This is a genomic window from Pseudoxanthomonas suwonensis 11-1 (assembly GCF_000185965.1).
In the GTDB taxonomy this organism is placed as follows: Bacteria; Pseudomonadota; Gammaproteobacteria; order Xanthomonadales; family Xanthomonadaceae; genus Pseudoxanthomonas; species Pseudoxanthomonas suwonensis_A.
In genome coordinates, this window is the sequence record NC_014924.1 from 2,709,335 (window position 1) to 2,726,496 (window position 17,162).

Sequence of the window (17,162 nt, forward strand, 5' to 3'; positions counted from 1 at the left end):
CAGAGACAGGGAGGGCCGCGCACCGCGCGGCCCTTTTCTTTCGTGCGCTCAGGAACGCGGTCCGTCCGGCTGCGCTTCCGGCACGGCCGCGGCGAAGGCCGGCAGCGCGGCGCAGGCCGCGTCGATCCGCGCGATCACCGGCCATCCGGCCAGGTCCAGGCCGAAGCGCCGCGCGTTGTACAGCTGCGGCACCAGCACGCAGTCGGCCAGGCCCGGCGCATCGCCGTGGCAGAAGGCACCGGTGCCCGGATCGCCGGCCAGCAGCTTCTCCACCGCATCCAGGCCGCTGCCGATCCAGTGCCGCACCCAGGCCTCGCGTGCCGGCGCCGCGACATCCAGTTCGCGCTCCAGGTACTGCAGCACGCGCAGGTTGTTGAGCGGATGCACGTCGCAGGCGATCGCCTGGGCCAGCGCCCGCACCCGCGCGCGGCCGCCGGCATCGGCCGGCAGCAGCGCCGGTTTCGGCCAGGTCTCGTCGATGTATTCGAGGATCGCCAGCGACTGGCGCAGCACCTGGTCGCCATGGCGCAGCACCGGCACCAGCTCCTGCGGGTTGAGCGCGGCGAAGGCGGCGGCGTGCTGCTGGCCGCCGTCCTGCACCAGGTGCACCGGCTCGCTGGCGTACTCCAGCCCCTTCAGCGCCAGGCCGATCCGCACCCGGTAGGCAGCGCTGGAGCGCCAGTAGGTGTAAAGCGTCAGTTGACCGGACATCCTGCCTCCCGGCGCCATGCGCCCTGGTGGTGCGGCCGCCGGCTCAGGCCGGCAGCGGCTGCTGTTCGATGCGCTGCTCGATCGCGCCGAAGATGCTGTTGCCCTCGCGGTCCAGCATCTCGATCCGCACCCGGTCGCCGAACTTCATGAACGGGGTCGACGGCTTGCCGTCGCGCAGGGCCTCGACCGTCCGCTTCTCGGCGAAGCACGAGGCACCGCGGGACACGTCCTGGTTGGCGATGGTGCCGGAGCCGACGATGGTGCCGGCCGCCAGCGGACGGGTCTTCGCGGCATGGGCGACCAGCTGGGCGAAGTCGAACTGCATGTCCTCGCCCGCTTCCGGCGCGCCGAACCACTCGCCGTTGTAGTGGGTGACCAGCGGCAGGTGCAGCTTGTTGCCGCGCCAGGCATCGCCCAGCTCGTCGGGGGTCACGAACACCGGCGACAGCGCCGAGCGCGGCTTGGACTGCAGGAAGCCGAAGCCCTTGCCCAGTTCGGCCGGGATCAGGTTGCGCAGGGACACGTCGTTGACCAGGCCGACCAGCTGGACATGGCCGGCGGCCTGCTCCGGCGTCACCGCCATCGGCACGTCGTCGGTGACCACCACGATCTCGGCCTCCAGGTCGATGCCGTAGTCCTCGCTGACCACCCGCACCGGGTCCCGCGGGCCGAGGAAGCCGGCGGCGGTGGCCTGGTACATCAGCGGGTCGGTGTAGAAGCTCTCCGGGACCTCGGCGCCGCGGGCGCGGCGCACGCGCTCCACGTGGGGCAGGTAGGCGCTGCCGTCGACGAACTCGTAGGCGCGCGGCAGCGGCGCGGCCAGGGCGGCCGGATCCAGCTCGAAGGCGTCGGCGGCCTGGCCCTGCTCCAGCGCCTCGGCCAGCGCCACCAGGCGCGGCGCGGCGACCTGCCACTCGTCCAGGGCCTGCTGCAGGGTCGCGGCGATGCCGGTGGCGCGCACGGCGCGGGCCAGGTCACGGGAGACCACGACCAGGGTGCCGTCGCGGCCGCCTTCCTTGAGGGTTCCGAGCTTCATTGCGGGCTCCAGCGGGCAGGGATGCCGGATTGTAGCGGCTCCCCGGCGACGGTTTCACTCGAAACATTGCCGCCTGAACGCTTCCCGCGGGTCCGGCGGGCGCTGGCCACGGCTTTGCCGTAGAATCCGCGCACCGATCTGCCAGCGGCCGTCCGTTTCCCTCCGGGACCGGCAGCGCCGGACCAGCTCCGGCGTCCGCTCCACCCCGACGCCTTCCGCCTGGCATTCGCGCCGGTACCACCGGCCTGTCCCCTCTCGCAGCGCGGATTCACGGGAACGCTCCGAGTCACCGACCTAGACGGTCAGCACCTGCGGCAATCGCCGCGGGTATCCATGGAGTGTTCCTTGATGTCTTTCGAATCGCTGGGCCTGGCGCCCTTCCTGCTGCGCGCGCTCGCCGAGCAGGGCTACGAAACCCCCACCCCGATCCAGCAGCAGGCCATCCCGCTTGCCCTGGCCGGCCATGACCTGCTCGCCGGCGCCCAGACCGGCACCGGCAAGACCGCCGCCTTCGGCCTGCCGCTGCTGCAGTACCTGGGCACCGAGCCGCAGAAGGTCGGCCCCGGCCCGCGCAAGCCGCGCGCCCTGGTCCTGACCCCCACCCGCGAGCTGGCCACCCAGGTGCATGACAGCCTGCGCGGCTACAGCAAGTACCTGCGCATCCCCAGCGCCGTGATCTACGGCGGCGTCGGCATGGGCAACCAGCTGGACAGCCTGCGCCGTGGCGTGGACATGGTGATCGCCTGCCCGGGCCGCCTGATCGACCACATCGAGCGCCGCAGCATCGACCTGTCGGGCATCGAGGTGCTGATCCTGGACGAGGCCGACCGCATGCTCGACATGGGCTTCCTGCCCTCGATCAAGCGCATCCTGGCCAAGCTGCCCAAGCAGAACCGCCAGACCCTGCTGTTCTCGGCCACCTTCCCGGAGTCGATCAAGCAGCTGGCGATGGAGTTCATGCGCAACCCGCGCGAGGTCCAGGTGACCCCGCAGAACACCGTGGCCGAGACCATCGCCCACCGCGTGCACCCGGTCGACACCGCGCGCAAGCGCGAGCTGCTGCTGCACCTGCTGGGCCAGGACGCGCGCGTGCAGACCCTGGTGTTCGCCAAGACCAAGCACGGCAGCGACAAGCTGGCCACCCACCTGGAGAAGGCCGGCATCCAGGCCGCCGCGATCCATGGCAACAAGAGCCAGGGCCAGCGCCTGCGCGCGCTGGGCGACTTCAAGTCGGGCAAGGTCAAGGTGCTGGTGGCGACCGACATCGCCGCGCGCGGCATCGACATCGACCAGCTGCCGCGGGTGATCAACTACGACCTGCCGATGGTCGCCGAGGACTACGTGCACCGCATCGGCCGCACCGGCCGCAACGGCGCCAACGGCGAGGCCCTGTCGCTGGTCTCGCAGGAAGACGCGAAGTACCTGCGCCAGATCGTACGCATGCTCGGCCGCGACATGGAAATCCGCGACCTGCCAGGCTTCGAGCCGCAGGTCCCGATCCGCTGGGGCAACAGCGCCCCGGGCAAGGCCGAGCAGCCGGGCGGGCAGCGTCCGCCGCGCAAGCCGGGTGGCGGCCGTGGCCGTCGTCCGTCGGGCGGTGGCGAAGGCCAGGCCCACGCCCACGCCGGCAACCGCGGCGGCAACGGCCGTAGCGGCGCCCGCGCTCCGGCGGCGGCGCATGCGCACCAGCGCAACCAGCAGCGCAACGGCGGCGGCCCGCGCCGCGACGCCAACCGCTGATCCGCACGGGTCACCGGCATGAAGGAACGGCAGCCTCGGCTGCCGTTCCTGTTCATGGCTCCCCGGGTCCCCACGCACTACCCCGCATGCGGCATTGCCCGCCTGCCCCGGCCAGCACGACAATCACCCCCATGGAAATCTTCAAGGTCTTCACCCTCGAGGCGGCGCACCGCCTACCCAACGTGCCGCAGGGCCACAAGTGCTCGCGCCTGCACGGCCACTCGTTCCGGGTGGAGCTGCACGTGGAAGGTCCGGTCGATCCGCAGGCCGGCTGGGTGATGGACTTCGCCGACCTCAAGGCCGCGTTCAAGCCGCTGTACGAGCAGCTGGACCACCACTACCTCAACGACATCCCCGGCCTGGACAACCCGACCAGCGAGAACCTGGCCGCGTGGATCTGGGACAAGCTCAAGCCTGCGGTGCCGCTGCTGAGCGAGGTCGTGGTCCACGAGACCTGCACCTCCGGCTGCCGCTACCGCGGCTGAGCCCTGCCGCGCGACCCTGCCCGCGGCTGCCTGCGACCGGCCGGGCCCTGGCCGTGCATCCCCAACCCGAAGCCCTGCCCCCGCCCACCGGGGCGTTTACGTGCGCGCCTTCACAAACCCGGCTACCGCCATACCGGGAATGTTGCAATGCACAAAGGACGTGGGTATGCTGCATCGCACCATAAGGTGATCCGTCAGGGAGCCGACCATGTCCTACCAGTTCAACGAGCAGTTCAGCGCCTACACCCACCAGTTCGCCGCCGTCGCCGCGCGGATGAACCGCCTGGCCCTGGAGAACGCCGAGACCCTGTTCGGTGTGCAGCTGCGCACCCTGGAGAAGAACGTCGAGGCCACCACCAGCTACCTCGGCGAGCTCGCCGAGGCCCGCGACCTGGATGCCTACCGCAGCCTGCTGCCGAAGGGCCTGCAGATCGCCCGTGACAATGCCGAGCGTGTCGCCGCCGCCGGCCAGGAAGTCATCGGCCTGACCCTCAAGACCGGTGAAGCCCTCGGCGAGCTGGCCAAGAACCAGTTCGAGGCCGCCACCAGCCAGGTGCAGGCCACCGTCGCCAAGGCCGCCCGCAAGCGCTGAGGCGTCACCGGGCTCCGGCCCGGGAAACAGTTCCAAGTCTTTGCGCGGTTCCCCTCCCCCGCGCAAACCCAGGCCCGACAGCATCCCCTCCCGCTGTCGGGCCTTTTTTTGTCCGCGATTCCAGAGGGCGGGCTTTGCTGCGCTGCGCTTCAGGCGCCCAGCGACAGCGCCGCCGCCAGCCGCGCCGGATCCGGCGCCGGCGAATACGGCAGCCGCCCCAGGCAGGGCGCATCCAGCCGCGCCCGAAGCAGTTCGAAGTTCCCGTCGCGGCAGGCCATGTCCGGGTCGACCTCGCTGGCGATCCAGCCGGCCAGCCGGAAGCCATCGGCGGCGATCGCCCGCGCGCTCAGGCGGGCATGGTTGAGGCAGCCCAGGCGCATGCCGACCACCAGCACCACCGGTGCATCCAGCGCGCGCGCCAGGTCGGCCTGGTCGATACCGGCCGCCAGCGGCGCGGCCCAGCCGCCCACGCCCTCGACCACGACCACGTCGGCCTGCGCGCGCAGGCGGGCGAATGCCTCCAGCAACGGCGGCAACGTGACCTCGACGCCGGCCGCGCGCGTGGCCAGTTCCGGTGCCAGCGGCTCGGGCAAGGCGAACGGATTGAGGTCCGCGTAGGCCGGCCGCGGATCGCTCGCCGCCTGCAGGGCCAGCGCGTCCTCGTTGCGCCAGGCGCCTTCGATGCGTTCGCAGCCGCTGGCCACCGGCTTCATCCCAACGGCACGGCGTCCGACCGCGCGCAGGGCATGCAGCAGGGTGCAGCTGGCGAGGGTCTTGCCGGCGCCGGTATCGGTGCCGGTGACGTAGAGGCGATCGACGTTGCGCAGGTCCATGCCGGTTCCAGTGGGCCGCCAGGTGCGGCCGGCGGATCATACGCGCCACGCAGCATCCCGCCTCGCGCCGCGATGGCGGGTGGAGGCTGCGGGTAACATTGCGCACATGTCATTCACCACCATCCCGCTTACCGGCAGCAAGCCGGAACAGTACGACCAGCTCCTGTCCCAGGTGCGTGGCCTGCTGCACGGCGAACGCGACCGCGTCGCCAATGCCGCCAACCTGTCCTCGCTGGTCTACCACGCCCTGCCCGCGCTCAACTGGGTCGGCTTCTACTTCTACGACGGTACCGAACTGGTCGTGGGGCCGTTCCAGGGCCTGCCGGCCTGCGTGCGCATCCCGCTGGACAAGGGCGTATGCGGCGCGGCCGCCAGCACCCGCCAGACCCAGCGCGTGGCCGACGTGCATGCCTTCCCGGGCCATATCGCCTGCGACTCGGCCTCGCGTTCGGAACTGGTGGTGCCGCTGGTCGATGGCGACACCCTGGTCGGCGTGTTCGACCTGGACAGCCCCGAGCCTGGCCGCTTCGATGCCGAGGACCAGGCCGGCCTGGAAGCCATCGCCGCCGCCTTCGTGCAGTCGCTGCGCTGACCGCGGGCACGGCCGCACGGCATGCCTGCCATCCCTCTCCTTTGCCCGCCCTCGCCGATAGGCATAGACTGCGCGCACTTTCGGGTGACCGCGGCATGGGCCGCGGTTGAAACGGGAAGCCGGTGACGCCGGCGCGGCCGCCAGGCCACGCGGACATTCCGGCGCTGCCCCCGCAACGGTAAGCAGGACAAGTCCGGGCACACCGCCACTGTGCAAACGCATGGGAAGGCGCCCGGATGGAGCAGGCCACGCGCCTGTTCGCCCGCGAGCCCGGAGACCGGCCCGGAAGACGACTGGTTGCGATGCGGAGGGCATTGCGGGCGGCAGACGCGTGTCGCCCTCGCGCACGTGCCTGGCGTTTGCATCGTCTCCTGCCTGCAGCCTCCACCGATCCGTCGCGCGGGCGTGCGCGACTCCAGGAGAGATGCATGAAATCTTCCCCGTTCCCTCCCCTCTGCCTTGCCGTGGCCGCTGCCCTGGCGCCTGCCAGCGCCTCTGCGCTGGATGCCGCCACCGACCTCGACGAGGTCGTGGTCACTGCCACCCGTACCGTCCAGTCCGTGCACGAGGCACTGGTGCCGGTGCAGGTGATCGACCGCGCCACGATCGAGCGCAGCCAGGCCAGCTCGCTGCAGGACCTGCTGCGTGGCCGCGCCGGCATCAACCTGTCCAACCAGGGCGGGCACGGCAAGGTCAGCGCGCTGATGCTGCGCGGCACAGAATCCGACCATGTGCTGATGCTGGTCGATGGCATGCGCATCGGCGCGGCCAGCAACGGCATGCCGGCGCTGCAGGACATACCGCTGGACCAGATCGAACGGATCGAGATCGTGCGCGGCCCGCGCTCCAGCCTCTACGGCTCGGAGGCGATCGGCGGCGTGATCCAGGTGTTCACCCGCGGCGCCGGACAAGGCCTGCGCCAGGACCTGCGCATCGGCGTGGGCAGTCACGAGCTGCGCGAGGCCAGTGCCGGCCTGTCCTGGCGCGGCAGGCGCGGCTGGGTCTCGGCCCGCGCCGGGCATCGCGAGGAGGAAGGCATAAACGCCTGCCGCGGCACTGCCGCCGGCTGGGGCGCGGGCTGCTATGTCGACGAGCCCGACCGCGACGGCCATCGCAACACCTCGATCAACCTGCGTGGCGGCATGAAGCTGGGCGAGGACGTGGAAGTGCAGGCCCACGTGCTGGATTCGGACAGCCGCAACGAGTACGACGGCAGCGTGTTCGGTGGCAACGAGGCCGACAACCTGCAGCAGGTCGTCGGTGGCCGGCTCGACTGGCGCATCGCCGAGCGCGTTTCGCTGCAGGCCCAGCTCGGTCGCACCCGCGACGACGCATACGGCTACCACCGCGAGGGCGCCAGCCGCAGCCTGGTGAACGTGTTCCGCACCCGCCGCGACCTGGCCTCGGTGCAGATGGATGCCGGCTTCGGCGAGGAACAGCTGCTCAGCGCCGGCCTGGACTGGCAGGACGACCACGTCACCAGCGCCAACGGCTTCGACCGCGACCGCCGCGACAACCTCGGCGCCTTCGTCGAGTACCAGGGCCGCTTCGGCGCGCATTCGCTGCAGGCCAGCGTGCGCAACGACGACAACGCCCAGTTCGGCGACCACGCCACCGGCAGCCTCGGCTACGGCTTCGCCATCAACGGGACATGGCGCCTGGCCGCCAGCGCCGGCACCGGCTTCAAGGCACCGACCTTCAACGACCTGTACTACCCCGGCTTCAGCAACCCGCTGCTTGAGCCGGAGGAGTCGCGCAGCGTGAACCTCGGCGTGCACGGCCAGGGCGATGGCTGGAGCCTGGGCGTGGACGTGTTCCAGACCCGGATCGACGAGCTGATCGGCTACGACACCGGCTTCAACCTGGTGAACATCGACCGCGCCCGCATCCGCGGCGCCGAGCTGACCGCGGCCACCGCGCTGGCCGGCTTCGACCTGGCGCTGGAACTGAGCTGGCTGGACCCGCGCAACGAGAGCGACGGCATCAACGACGGCAACTGGCTGCCGCGCCGCGCACGCCGCACCGGCCGCATCGACGTGGACCGCCGCTTCGGCGTATTCAACGCCGGCCTGAGCGTCACCGGCGCCAGCAACCGCCATGACGATGTCGCCAACACCACCCGCCTGGGTGGCTACGGCCTGGTCGACCTGCGCCTGGAGTGGGAGCTGTCGCCGGCCTGGACCCTGCAGGCCAAGGCCAGCAACGTGTTCGACCGCAGCTACGAGACGGTGGCCTGGTACAACCAGCCCGGCCGCGAATACGCCCTCGCCCTGCAGTACCGCACGCCGTAGGCCCGGATGGCAGGCGCCGCGATGGCGCCTGCCGCCGCGCGGCGGTCCGTCAGCGCTTCGCCTTCTCCGCCGCGATGAAGGCGCGCACCTCGCGCTCCAGGGTCGACAGTGGTACCGCGCCCAGGCCCAGCACCTTGTCGTGGAAGGCCTTCTGGTCGAAGCGGTCGCCGAGTTCGTGCTCGGCCTCGCGGCGCAGGTCCAGCAGGGTGCGGTAGCCGATGTAGTAGGACAGCGCCTGGCCCGGCCAGGAGACGTAGCGGTCGACCTCGTTGACCACGTCGATCTGCGCCAGCGCGGTATGGCTGGCCAGGTAGTCGATCGCCTGCTGCCGGCTCCAGCCGTACTCGTGCAGCCCGGTGTCGATCACCAGGCGGGCGGCGCGCCACATCTCGAAGGTCAGGCGGCCGAACTCCTCGTAGGGAGTCTCGTAGATCCCCATCTGCGTGCCCAGCCACTCGGTGTACAGGCCCCAGCCCTCGCCATAGCCGGAGAAGTAGACCTGCTGGCGGAACTCCGGGCGCTCCGGCGCTTCCAGCGCCAACGCCGCCTGCAGGCTGTGGCCGGGCGCGCACTCGTGCAGCACCAGCGCCGGCAGGTTGTACAGCGGCCGCGACGGCAGGTCGTAGGTGTTGAACAGGCACGACTCCAGGCCGCCACGGCCGGAGGTGTAGTTGGGGGCGATGTCGTCCGGCACCGGGCGGATGGTGAAGCGGTAGCGCGGCAGCGTGCCGAGCACGTGGTTGAGCTCGCCGTCGATGCGCTTGGCGTGGTACGAGGCGGCGGCGATCAGCTCGCGCGGGGTTTTCGCGTAGAACCGCGGATCGGTGCGCAGGAACTGCAGGAATTCGGCGAAGCTGCCCTTGAACCCGACCCGCTCCATCACCTCGCGCATCTCCGCCGAGATCCGCTCCACCTCAGACAGGCCGAGCTGGTGGATCTGCTCCGGGGTCATGTCGAGGGTGACGTATTCGCGGATCTGGCTGCGGTAGAAATCCGCCCCGCCCGGCAGGTCGCGTGCGGACACCGTGGTGCGGGTGCGCGGCAGGTACTCGTTGCGGAAATAGTCCAGCAGCCCGGCGTAGGCCGGCACCACCTGTTCCAGCACCACCTTGCGGCCTTCCTCGCGCAGGGCCTGGCGCACCGCTGGCGGGATCGACGCCGGGATCTGGTCGAACACGTCCAGCGCGGGGTTGCCGGCGCCGGTGCGGGTGTACGGCTCGATGGTGCGGTCACGGCCGTCCAGCGAGGCGCGCGGCACGCTCCAGCCGCGGGCCAGGCCGGCTTCCATGTTGGCGCGCTGGTCGGCGAAGTAGCGCGGCACGTCGCGCAGTCGTTCGATGAAACGCCGCCACTCCGCCTCGCTGCGGTACGGCGCCCACGGCACCACCTCGGCCCAGAAGAAGCTGTCGCTGTTGAACGGCGCCTCCCATGTACGCCAGCGCGCGTTGTCGAGGTCGGCCTCGACCATCGCCCGGAACACCTCGGCGTTGATGCGCTCCTCGCCCGCAAGTCCGCCGACCGGGATCCGGTCCAGCCTGCGCAGCACCTCCTCCCACCAGGCGATGCGTCGCTCCCAGTCGGCCGGGGCTACGCCCGGCATCCGCTCGCCCTGCTGCCAGCGGCCATCGACGCGGACATGGCCGTACTCGGCCTGGCGCCGTTCCCACTCCTCGGCGTACAGCGCGTGCAGGGCCTGCACCGCGGCATCGGCGGAAGCGGCTACCGGCCCCGCGGGCGCGGCCACGGCGGACGGGGCCAGGCCGGCGGCCAGCGTGGGCGTCAGCAGCAGGGACAGGACGAGGACCGGCAGGCGGCGGGAGGAAGGTGGCATGGACTCTCCGGAAGGCGGAACGGCAGCGGCCATGCCGGTCCGCACTGCGCGGACCGGAACGGCCATGGGCATGTTAGCCGGGCAGTCCGCTCAGCCGGCCACGGCGAACAGGTCGCCCTGCGGCATGGCCTCGTCGGCGTCGCGGAACCCGGACAGCCCCACGCCCACAAGGCGGTAGCGGGTTTCCGCCGGCAGCGACACCCGCTCGCGCAGTGCGCAGGCCAGGTCGGCCAGCTCGGCGGCCGAGGCTGGCGGCCGCTCGAGGGTCAGACTGCGGGTGAGGATGCGGAACTGCGCGGTCTTGAGCTTGAGCACCACGGTGTGGCCGTCGCGCCCGGCGCGGCGCGAGGCGTTCCAGGTCTTTTCCGCCAACTGCCGGATCGCCGGTTCCAGTGCCTCCAGCGGCAGGTCCCCGGCGAAGGTGTCCTCGGAGGAGACCGAACGCACCGGCTGGTCCGGCTCCACCGGGCGCTCGTCGATCCCGCGGGCGCGCCGGTACAGGGCCGCACCGAAACTGCCGAAGCGCTGCTGCAGCTCCTCCAGCGGCCGCGACCGCAGCTCGCCCACGGTGGCGATCCCCAGCTCCGCGAGCTTGCCCTGCATGACCTTGCCCACCCCCGGGATGCGCTCCACCGGCAGCGGGGTCAGGAACCGCTCCACGTGCTGGGGACGGATCACGAACAGGCCGTCGGGCTTGTTCCAGTCCGAGGCGATCTTGGCCAGGAACTTGTTGGGCGCCACCCCGGCCGAGGCGGTCAGCCCGGTCTCGGCGCGGATCTTCGCGCGGATCGCCTCGGCTACCGCGGTGGCGCTGGGCAGGCCGGTCCTGGGCGTGGTGACATCCAGGTAGGCTTCGTCCAGCGACAGCGGCTCCACCAGGTCGGTGTGCTCGAGCATGATCTCCCGCACCTGGCGCGAGACCGCCTTGTAGCGGACGAAATCCGGCGGCACGAACACCGCGTCCGGGCACAGGCGCTCGGCACGCAGCGCCGGCATGGCCGAGCGCACCCCGAACTTGCGGGCCTCGTAGGAGGCGGCGCAGACCACCGAGCGCGCCCCGCGCCAGGCCACCACGACCGGGCGGCCGCGCAGCGAGGGGGCGTCGCGCTGCTCCACCGACGCGTAGAACGCATCCATGTCCACGTGGATGATCTTGCGCTGGGCGGGAACGGGCGGGGACTGCATCGCCCGCCATTGTCGCCCACCCGGGCGCACGGGGTGCGACCGGAAGCCGCACGGCTTGGCCTGCCCGCTCCGGACCCCGGCGGATGGCGCCTCCGGCGTGAACCGCATCCCCGCCTTCACGGGTTAAACATTTGATTGAAACGCCGGCCTCGGGCACGCTTCAGTGCTTTCTCCACCGGATTCCGCATGAACCGCGCTTCTTCGTTCACCCGCGAGCAGCTGGAGGCCAGCGGCCGCGGTGAACTGTTCGCCACCGGCGACGCCCGCCTGCCCGCCGACCCGATGCTGATGTTCGACCGCATCGTCGAGATCAACGAGGACGGCGGCAAGTACGGCAAGGGCTTCATCCGCGCCGAGCTCGACATCCGCCCGGACCTCTGGTTCTTCCAGTGCCATTTCATCGGCGATCCGGTGATGCCCGGCTGCCTGGGCCTTGACGCCATGTGGCAGCTGGTCGGCTTCTACCTGACCTGGCTGGGCGCCCCGGGCCGCGGCCGCGCCCTGGGCTGCGGCGAGGTCAAGTTCTTCGGCCAGGTGCTGCCGACCGCCAGGCTGGTCACCTACGAGATCGACATCAGCCGCGTGATCAACCGCAAGCTGGTGATGGCCCAGGCCGATGCGCGCATGCTGGTCGACGGTCGCGAGATCTACACCGCCAAGGACCTGCGCGTGGGCCTGTTCACCTCGACGGAGGACTTCTGACCATGCGTCGCGTCGCCATTACCGGCATGGGCATCGCCTCCTGCCTGGGCAACGACCTGGACACCGTCTCGGCCGCGCTGCGCGAAGGGCGCGCCGGCATCCGCCACCTGCCCGACGCCGCCGAGCACGGCCTGCGCAGCCAGGTCGGCGGTGCGGTGGACCTGGACCTGGACGCGGTGATCGACCGCAAGCTCAAGCGCTTCATGAGCGACGCGGCGGCCTACAGCTACGTCTCCCTGCGCGACGCCGTCGCCGACGCCGGCCTGGACGAGGCCCTGGTGAGCCATCCGCGCACCGGCCTGGTCGCCGGTTCCGGCGGCGGTTCCAGCCACTGGCAGGTGGAGACCGCCGACCTGCTGCGCGCCAAGGGCGTGCGCAAGGTCGGCCCGTACATGGTCCCGCGCACGATGTGCTCGACGGTGTCCGCCAACCTCGCCACCGCGTTCAGGATCAAGGGCGTCAGCTATTCGATCAGCGCCGCCTGCGCGACCTCGGCGCACTGCATCGGCGCGGCCGCGGACCTGATCCGGCACGGCGCGCAGGACATCGTGTTCGCCGGTGGCGGCGAGGACCTGGACTGGACCATGAGCGTGATGTTCGACGCCATGGGCGCGCTGTCGTCCTCGTACAACGAAACCCCGGAGAAGGCCTCGCGTCCCTACGATGCCGGCCGCGACGGCTTCGTCATCGCCGGCGGCGGCGGCATGCTGGTGCTGGAGGACTGGGACCACGCGGTGGCCCGCGGTGCGCGCATCCACGCCGAGCTGGTCGGCTACGGCGTGACCTCCGACGGCGCCGACATGGTGGCCCCGTCCGGCGAGGGCGCGGTGCGCTGCATGCACATGGCGATGGAGAACCTGGGCGGCCGCAAGGTCGACTACCTCAACACCCACGGCACGTCGACCCCGCTGGGCGACATCGTCGAGCTCAATGCGGTGCGCGAGGTGTTCGGCGACGACCTGCCGCCGATCTCCTCGACCAAGGCGCTGTCCGGGCACTCGCTCGGTGCGGCCAGCGTGCACGAGGCGATCTACAGCCTGCTGATGATGCGCGACGGCTTCATCGCCGGCTCGGCCAACATCGAGACCCTGGACCCGAAGGCCGAGGGCTTCCCGATCGCGCGCGAGAGCCGCGATGCGCAGCTGGACGTGGTGATGTCCAACAGCTTCGGCTTCGGCGGCACCAACGCGACCCTGGTGTTCGCGCGGGTGTAACCCGCACTGCCGTAGCGGCATGCGGAAAAAGCCCGGCGCAAGCCGGGCTTTTCTTTTTGCGGAAGAACGTCACTCACCATCGCCGCCGGGCTGCCACGGCAGCATGGTGATGGCCGTGGATGTGACGACGTGCGCTGATGCGGACAAGGCAACTGACGCAGTATCGGGACTCGTCGTTGCCGGGAGCCCTCCCTTGCATTCCCGATTCCGCCGCCGTGCCTGCAGGGCACTGTTCGCCTGCCTGGCAGCCGTCGCCGCCGTCGCCGCCGCGCCGGCACTCGCCCGGCCGGCCGTTCCGGAGCAGGAAACACTCGCCTTCGTCGATGTCCATGTCCTGCCGATGGACCGGCCCGGCGTACTGCACAACCACTCGGTACTGGTCGATGGCGGCCGCATCGTCGCCGTAGCCCCGTCCCTGGAGATACCCGAGGGCGCGCGCGTGGTCGACGGCAAGGGGCGTGCCTGGCTGCTGCCGGGGCTGGCCGACATGCACAACCACGCCCACGCACCGCAGGACCAGGAGTTGCTGCTGGCCCTCGGCATCACCACGACGCTGCACATGGGCGAAGCACCCAACAGCTTCGTCGGGCGCATGCGCCACGCGGTGGCCAACGGCGAGAGCGCCGGGCCGAGGATCCTGGCGGCGCTGGCGGTCGATGGATCCCCGCGCTATGGCCACCTCGTGGTCGCCGATGCGGGAGACGCGCAGGCCGCGGTGCGGCTCGCCTCCAGGAACGGCTACGACTTCATCAAGGTCTACAACACGCTGTCCGCGCCGGCTTTCGAGGCGTTGGCCAGGGAGGCGCGGGAGCACGGCGTCGGACTGGTCGGCCACGGCGTGAAGGACGTCGGGCTGCAGCGACAGCTGGAAGCGGGGCAGTCGCTGGTGGCGCATGCGGAGGAATTCCTCTACGCATTCTTTCCCGAGCCATCGGATGCGGATCCGAACGCGGCACCGGGAGAGGAGCAGATGCAGGGCGCCATCAGCCTGCTGCGCCGGCACGGTGCAACCGTCGTCGCCGACCTGGTGACCTACGAGGCGATCGCCCGGCAATGGGGTCGGCCGGAGGTGGTCGAATCCTTCCTGCGCTCGCCGGAATCGCGCTACCTGCCGCCGCAGATGCGTGTGTGCTGGCCCAGGCAGGGCTACAGCCGCCGGGATGGAAGCCTCGACGCACGCCTGCAGTTCCTGCACCGCTTCACCAAAGCCATGGACGAGGCGGGCGTGCCGCTGCTCTCGGGTACCGATGCCCCCAGCATCCCCGGCCTGGTCACGGGCTTTGCACTGCATCGCAACCTCGCCGCGCTGGTCGAGGCCGGGCTTACGCCACATGCGGCGCTTGCGACCGCCACCCGCACGCCCGGCGAGTTCCTGCGTCGGCATCGCCCCGAGCTTCCGCTAACGGGCGTGGTGGCAGGAGGTGCGCGCGCAGACCTGCTGCTGGTGGCCACCGATCCACTGCGCGACCTCGCCACCCTTGCATCACCCCTGGGCGTGATGGCCGACGGCCGCTGGTATCCGCGGGACGACCTGGAGGCGCGCAAGGCGGCCATACGCGCAGCCTATGCCGCGGCAGCCGCCAGCGCGCGGGAAGCGGAGGCTGGCGCAGCCCGCTGATCCGACCCTGCCCCCCCTCCCCTCCCCCGCCGGGGAGGGGGATGCCTCACGCCGCCATGCCGTTGTGGCGCAGCAGGGCGTCGAGGCTGGGCTCGCGGCCGCGGAAGGCCTTGAAGTTCTCCAGCGCGCTGCGGCTGCCGCCGCGGGAGAGGATCTCGCGCAGGAAGCGGGCGCCGGTTTCGGCCAGCTGCCCCGGGGTTTCCTCGAACGCGGCGTAGGCGTCGGCGCTGAGCACTTCGGCCCACTTGTAGCTGTAGTAGCCGGCCGCGTAGCCGCCAGCGAAGATGTGGCTGAACTGGTGCGGGAAGCGGTGCCAGGACGGGGTGCGGTTGACCGCCACCTCGTCGCGCACGCGCTCCAGCAGCTGCAGCACGCTGTCCCGGGCCGGATCGAAGCGGCTGTGCAGCTCCATGTCGAACAGGGCGAACTCCAGCTGGCGCACGGTGAACATGCCGGCCTGGAAGTTCTTCGCCGCCAGCATCCTGTCGAACAGTTCGCGCGGCAGCGGCGCGCCGGTGTCCACGTGGGCGGTCATGGCCTGCACCCGCTCCCACTCCCAGCAGAAGTTCTCCATGAACTGGCTGGGCAGTTCCACCGCGTCCCACTCCACGCCGTTGATGCCGGCCACCGGCAGCTCGCCGATCGCGGTCAGCAGCTGGTGCAGGCCGTGGCCCATCTCGTGGAACAGGGTCGTCACTTCGTTGAAGCCCAGGGTCGCCGGCTTGCCCGCCACCGGCTTGCCGAAGTTGCAGACCACGTAGACCAGGGGCGTCTGCACGCCGTCGGCGCGGAGGCGGCGGTTGCGGCAGTCGTCCATCCAGGCGCCACCGCGCTTGCCCTCGCGCGCGTACGGATCGAGGTAGAACTGGCCGAGCAGGCGGCCCTGCGCGTCCTCGACGCGGTAGAAGCGCACGTCCTCGTGCCACAGCGGCGCGGTGTCCGGCTTCACCTTCACCTGGTAGAGCGACTCGATCACGCCAAACAGGCCGGCCAGCACCTTGGGCTCGGTGAAGTACTGCTTCACCTCCTGCTCGGAATAGCTGTAGCGCGCCTGCTTGAGCTTCTCGCTGGCCCAGGCCAGGTCCCAGGGCTGCAGCTCGTCCAGGCAGAGCTCGTCGCGGGCGAAGGCTTCCAGCTCGGCGCGGTCGCGGCGTGCGAACGGCAGCGCGCGGCCGGCCAGGTCGCGCAGGAAGCCCAGCACCTCGTCGGGGGTCTGCGCCATCTTGGTCGCCAGCGAGTACTCGGCGTAGCTGGAAAAGCCCAGCAGCGCCGCCAGTTCGCCGCGCAGGGCGACGATGCGGTCGATGTTGCCGCTGTTGTCCAGCTCCGCCGGACCGGCCTCGGAAGCGCGCAGGCCGTGGGCGCGGTACAGCGCCTCGCGCAGGCTGCGGTCCTCGGCGTAGGTCTGCACCGGCAGGTAGCACGGCATCTGCAGGGTCAGCTTCCAGCCCGGCCTGCCGTCCTTTTCCGCGGCCGCGCGGGCGGCTGCGACGACCTCGGCCGGCAGGCCGGCCAGGCGCGATTCGTCCTCCACGTACAGGGCGAAGGCGTCGGTGGCATCGAGCACGTTCTGCGAGAACTTCGCCGACAGCGCGGCCAGCTCTTCCTGGATCGCGGCGAAGCGCTGCTTGGAAGCCTCGTCCAGCTCCGCGCCGCCGAGGCGGAAATCACGCAGGGCGTTGTCGACCACCTTGCGCCGCACCGGGTCGTAGCCGGCGTACTCCGGCGACTCCGCCAGCGCCTTGTACTGCGAGTACAGGGCCAGGTTCTGGCCCAGCGAGGAGCCGAAGCGCGTCACCCTGGGCAGGTTGGCGTTGTAGGCCTCGCGCAGCTCCGGCGTGTTCACCACCGCCTGCAGGTGCGAGACCTGGCCCCACGCCCGCCACAGGCGCTCGGTGGCGTCCTCCAGCGGGGTGACGAAGCTGTCCCAGCTGACCGGGCTGACCGTCCCGGCCTGCTCCACCGCGGCTTCGGCCTGCTCCAGCAGGGCATCGATCGCCGGTCCGATGTGTTCGGGCCGGACCTCGGAGAAACGTGGCAGGCCGGAGAAATCCAGCAACGGATTGGCAGGGGACATGGGGGGCTCCGCGATCGGGAAAGTCCCCTCCTAGATGCGTCCCCGCGGCGGGAAAATCAACCGAGCAATGCGGCCTAGCCCCGTCCTCCGCGAGGCCAGGCGATGCTGCCACCGGCGTAGCTGCCCGGACGCTCGCGAAGAGGCGTCGTGGCGGGCATACCGGGCAGCGGCCATGGATGTGCGGCCCGGGCGGCCCCGGCACGCCTGGCATGGCGCGCTCCTTCCGGCGGCTGCGCTTTCCCTGCCGGCTGATAG

Annotated in this window: 14 protein-coding genes and 1 riboswitch; of the genes, 8 read left to right on the forward strand and 6 right to left on the reverse strand. The window is 70.9% G+C overall.

What is annotated here, in order from left to right; translation table 11 throughout:
- Positions 1-48 precede the first annotated feature (48 nt).
- The gene (gene maiA / locus PSESU_RS12385; RefSeq protein WP_013536127.1) at positions 49-711 is read right to left on the reverse strand and encodes a maleylacetoacetate isomerase; all 663 of its coding nucleotides are present in this window, start codon (positions 709-711) and stop codon (positions 49-51) included.
- Between the two features lie 43 nt (positions 712-754).
- Positions 755-1,747, reverse strand: a complete 993-nt coding sequence (locus PSESU_RS12390) for a fumarylacetoacetate hydrolase family protein (RefSeq protein WP_013536128.1) — start codon at positions 1,745-1,747, stop codon at positions 755-757.
- A 348-nt stretch (positions 1,748-2,095) separates the two neighbouring features.
- Between PSESU_RS12390 and PSESU_RS12395 the strand changes: the two genes are divergently transcribed.
- The 3 genes from PSESU_RS12395 (at position 2,096) to PSESU_RS12405 (ending at position 4,564) form a co-directional block, all read left to right on the forward strand.
- A complete protein-coding gene (locus tag PSESU_RS12395; RefSeq protein ID WP_013536129.1) occupies positions 2,096-3,487 on the forward strand; it encodes a DEAD/DEAH box helicase in 1,392 nt (463 codons plus the stop codon).
- Positions 3,488-3,618: 131 nt separating this feature from the next.
- The gene (queD, locus tag PSESU_RS12400; protein ID WP_013536130.1) at positions 3,619-3,972 is read left to right on the forward strand and encodes a 6-carboxytetrahydropterin synthase QueD; all 354 of its coding nucleotides are present in this window, start codon (positions 3,619-3,621) and stop codon (positions 3,970-3,972) included.
- Positions 3,973-4,180: 208 nt separating this feature from the next.
- The gene (locus tag PSESU_RS12405; protein ID WP_013536131.1) at positions 4,181-4,564 is read left to right on the forward strand and encodes a phasin family protein; all 384 of its coding nucleotides are present in this window, start codon (positions 4,181-4,183) and stop codon (positions 4,562-4,564) included.
- Positions 4,565-4,713: 149 nt separating this feature from the next.
- Here PSESU_RS12405 and bioD read toward each other — a convergent pair whose 3' ends face one another.
- Complete coding sequence (gene bioD / locus PSESU_RS12410; protein ID WP_013536132.1) at positions 4,714-5,397, reverse strand: dethiobiotin synthase; 684 nt, start codon at positions 5,395-5,397, stop codon at positions 4,714-4,716.
- A 106-nt stretch (positions 5,398-5,503) separates the two neighbouring features.
- On the opposite strand from bioD, the gene PSESU_RS12415 reads away from it, so the two are divergent.
- Both PSESU_RS12415 and btuB read left to right on the forward strand, forming a co-directional pair.
- Positions 5,504-5,989 (forward strand): GAF domain-containing protein, encoded by a 486-nt coding sequence (locus PSESU_RS12415; protein WP_013536133.1) that lies wholly within the window; start codon positions 5,504-5,506, stop codon positions 5,987-5,989.
- A gap of 65 nt (positions 5,990-6,054) precedes the next feature.
- A riboswitch (cobalamin riboswitch) is annotated at positions 6,055-6,289 on the forward strand.
- A gap of 128 nt (positions 6,290-6,417) precedes the next feature.
- Positions 6,418-8,280, forward strand: coding sequence for a TonB-dependent vitamin B12 receptor (gene btuB / locus PSESU_RS12420; protein ID WP_013536134.1), 1,863 nt, complete (start codon positions 6,418-6,420; stop codon positions 8,278-8,280).
- A 49-nt stretch (positions 8,281-8,329) separates the two neighbouring features.
- On the opposite strand, the gene PSESU_RS12425 is transcribed toward btuB, so the two are convergent.
- Positions 8,330-10,111, reverse strand: coding sequence for a DUF885 domain-containing protein (locus PSESU_RS12425; RefSeq protein ID WP_013536135.1), 1,782 nt, complete (start codon positions 10,109-10,111; stop codon positions 8,330-8,332).
- 90 nt (positions 10,112-10,201) lie between these two features.
- On the reverse strand, positions 10,202-11,296 hold the full coding sequence (gene dinB, locus PSESU_RS12430) for a DNA polymerase IV (protein WP_013536136.1): 1,095 nt from the start codon (positions 11,294-11,296) through the stop codon (positions 10,202-10,204).
- 186 nt (positions 11,297-11,482) lie between these two features.
- Between dinB and fabA the strand changes: the two genes are divergently transcribed.
- The 3 genes from fabA to PSESU_RS12445 are packed head-to-tail and all read left to right on the forward strand — an operon-like array spanning position 11,483 to position 14,830.
- Positions 11,483-11,998 carry a 3-hydroxyacyl-[acyl-carrier-protein] dehydratase FabA gene (fabA, locus tag PSESU_RS12435; protein ID WP_013536137.1) on the forward strand — a complete coding sequence of 172 codons (516 nt, stop codon included), beginning with the start codon at positions 11,483-11,485 and terminating at the stop codon, positions 11,996-11,998.
- 2 nt (positions 11,999-12,000) lie between these two features.
- Positions 12,001-13,212: a beta-ketoacyl-ACP synthase I gene (gene fabB, locus PSESU_RS12440; RefSeq protein WP_013536138.1), complete on the forward strand. Its 1,212-nt coding sequence runs from the start codon at positions 12,001-12,003 to the stop codon at positions 13,210-13,212.
- A gap of 19 nt (positions 13,213-13,231) precedes the next feature.
- A complete protein-coding gene (locus PSESU_RS12445) occupies positions 13,232-14,830 on the forward strand; it encodes an amidohydrolase family protein (protein WP_155942768.1) in 1,599 nt (532 codons plus the stop codon).
- 46 nt (positions 14,831-14,876) lie between these two features.
- On the opposite strand, the gene PSESU_RS12450 is transcribed toward PSESU_RS12445, so the two are convergent.
- A complete protein-coding gene (locus tag PSESU_RS12450; RefSeq protein WP_013536140.1) occupies positions 14,877-16,907 on the reverse strand; it encodes a M3 family metallopeptidase in 2,031 nt (676 codons plus the stop codon).
- Positions 16,908-17,162: the final 255 nt, after the last annotated feature.

Coding starts and splice junctions, on each gene's coding strand:
- maiA (WP_013536127.1), bottom strand. CDS start 711: ATGTCCGGTCAACTGACGCTTTACACCTACTGGCGCTCCAGCGCTGCC.
- PSESU_RS12390 (WP_013536128.1), bottom strand. CDS start 1,747: ATGAAGCTCGGAACCCTCAAGGAAGGCGGCCGCGACGGCACCCTGGTC.
- PSESU_RS12395 (WP_013536129.1), top strand. CDS start 2,096: ATGTCTTTCGAATCGCTGGGCCTGGCGCCCTTCCTGCTGCGCGCGCTC.
- queD (WP_013536130.1), top strand. CDS start 3,619: ATGGAAATCTTCAAGGTCTTCACCCTCGAGGCGGCGCACCGCCTACCC.
- PSESU_RS12405 (WP_013536131.1), top strand. CDS start 4,181: ATGTCCTACCAGTTCAACGAGCAGTTCAGCGCCTACACCCACCAGTTC.
- bioD (WP_013536132.1), bottom strand. CDS start 5,397: ATGGACCTGCGCAACGTCGATCGCCTCTACGTCACCGGCACCGATACC.
- PSESU_RS12415 (WP_013536133.1), top strand. CDS start 5,504: ATGTCATTCACCACCATCCCGCTTACCGGCAGCAAGCCGGAACAGTAC.
- btuB (WP_013536134.1), top strand. CDS start 6,418: ATGAAATCTTCCCCGTTCCCTCCCCTCTGCCTTGCCGTGGCCGCTGCC.
- PSESU_RS12425 (WP_013536135.1), bottom strand. CDS start 10,111: ATGCCACCTTCCTCCCGCCGCCTGCCGGTCCTCGTCCTGTCCCTGCTG.
- dinB (WP_013536136.1), bottom strand. CDS start 11,296: ATGCAGTCCCCGCCCGTTCCCGCCCAGCGCAAGATCATCCACGTGGAC.
- fabA (WP_013536137.1), top strand. CDS start 11,483: ATGAACCGCGCTTCTTCGTTCACCCGCGAGCAGCTGGAGGCCAGCGGC.
- fabB (WP_013536138.1), top strand. CDS start 12,001: ATGCGTCGCGTCGCCATTACCGGCATGGGCATCGCCTCCTGCCTGGGC.
- PSESU_RS12445 (WP_155942768.1), top strand. CDS start 13,232: ATGCGGAAAAAGCCCGGCGCAAGCCGGGCTTTTCTTTTTGCGGAAGAA.
- PSESU_RS12450 (WP_013536140.1), bottom strand. CDS start 16,907: ATGTCCCCTGCCAATCCGTTGCTGGATTTCTCCGGCCTGCCACGTTTC.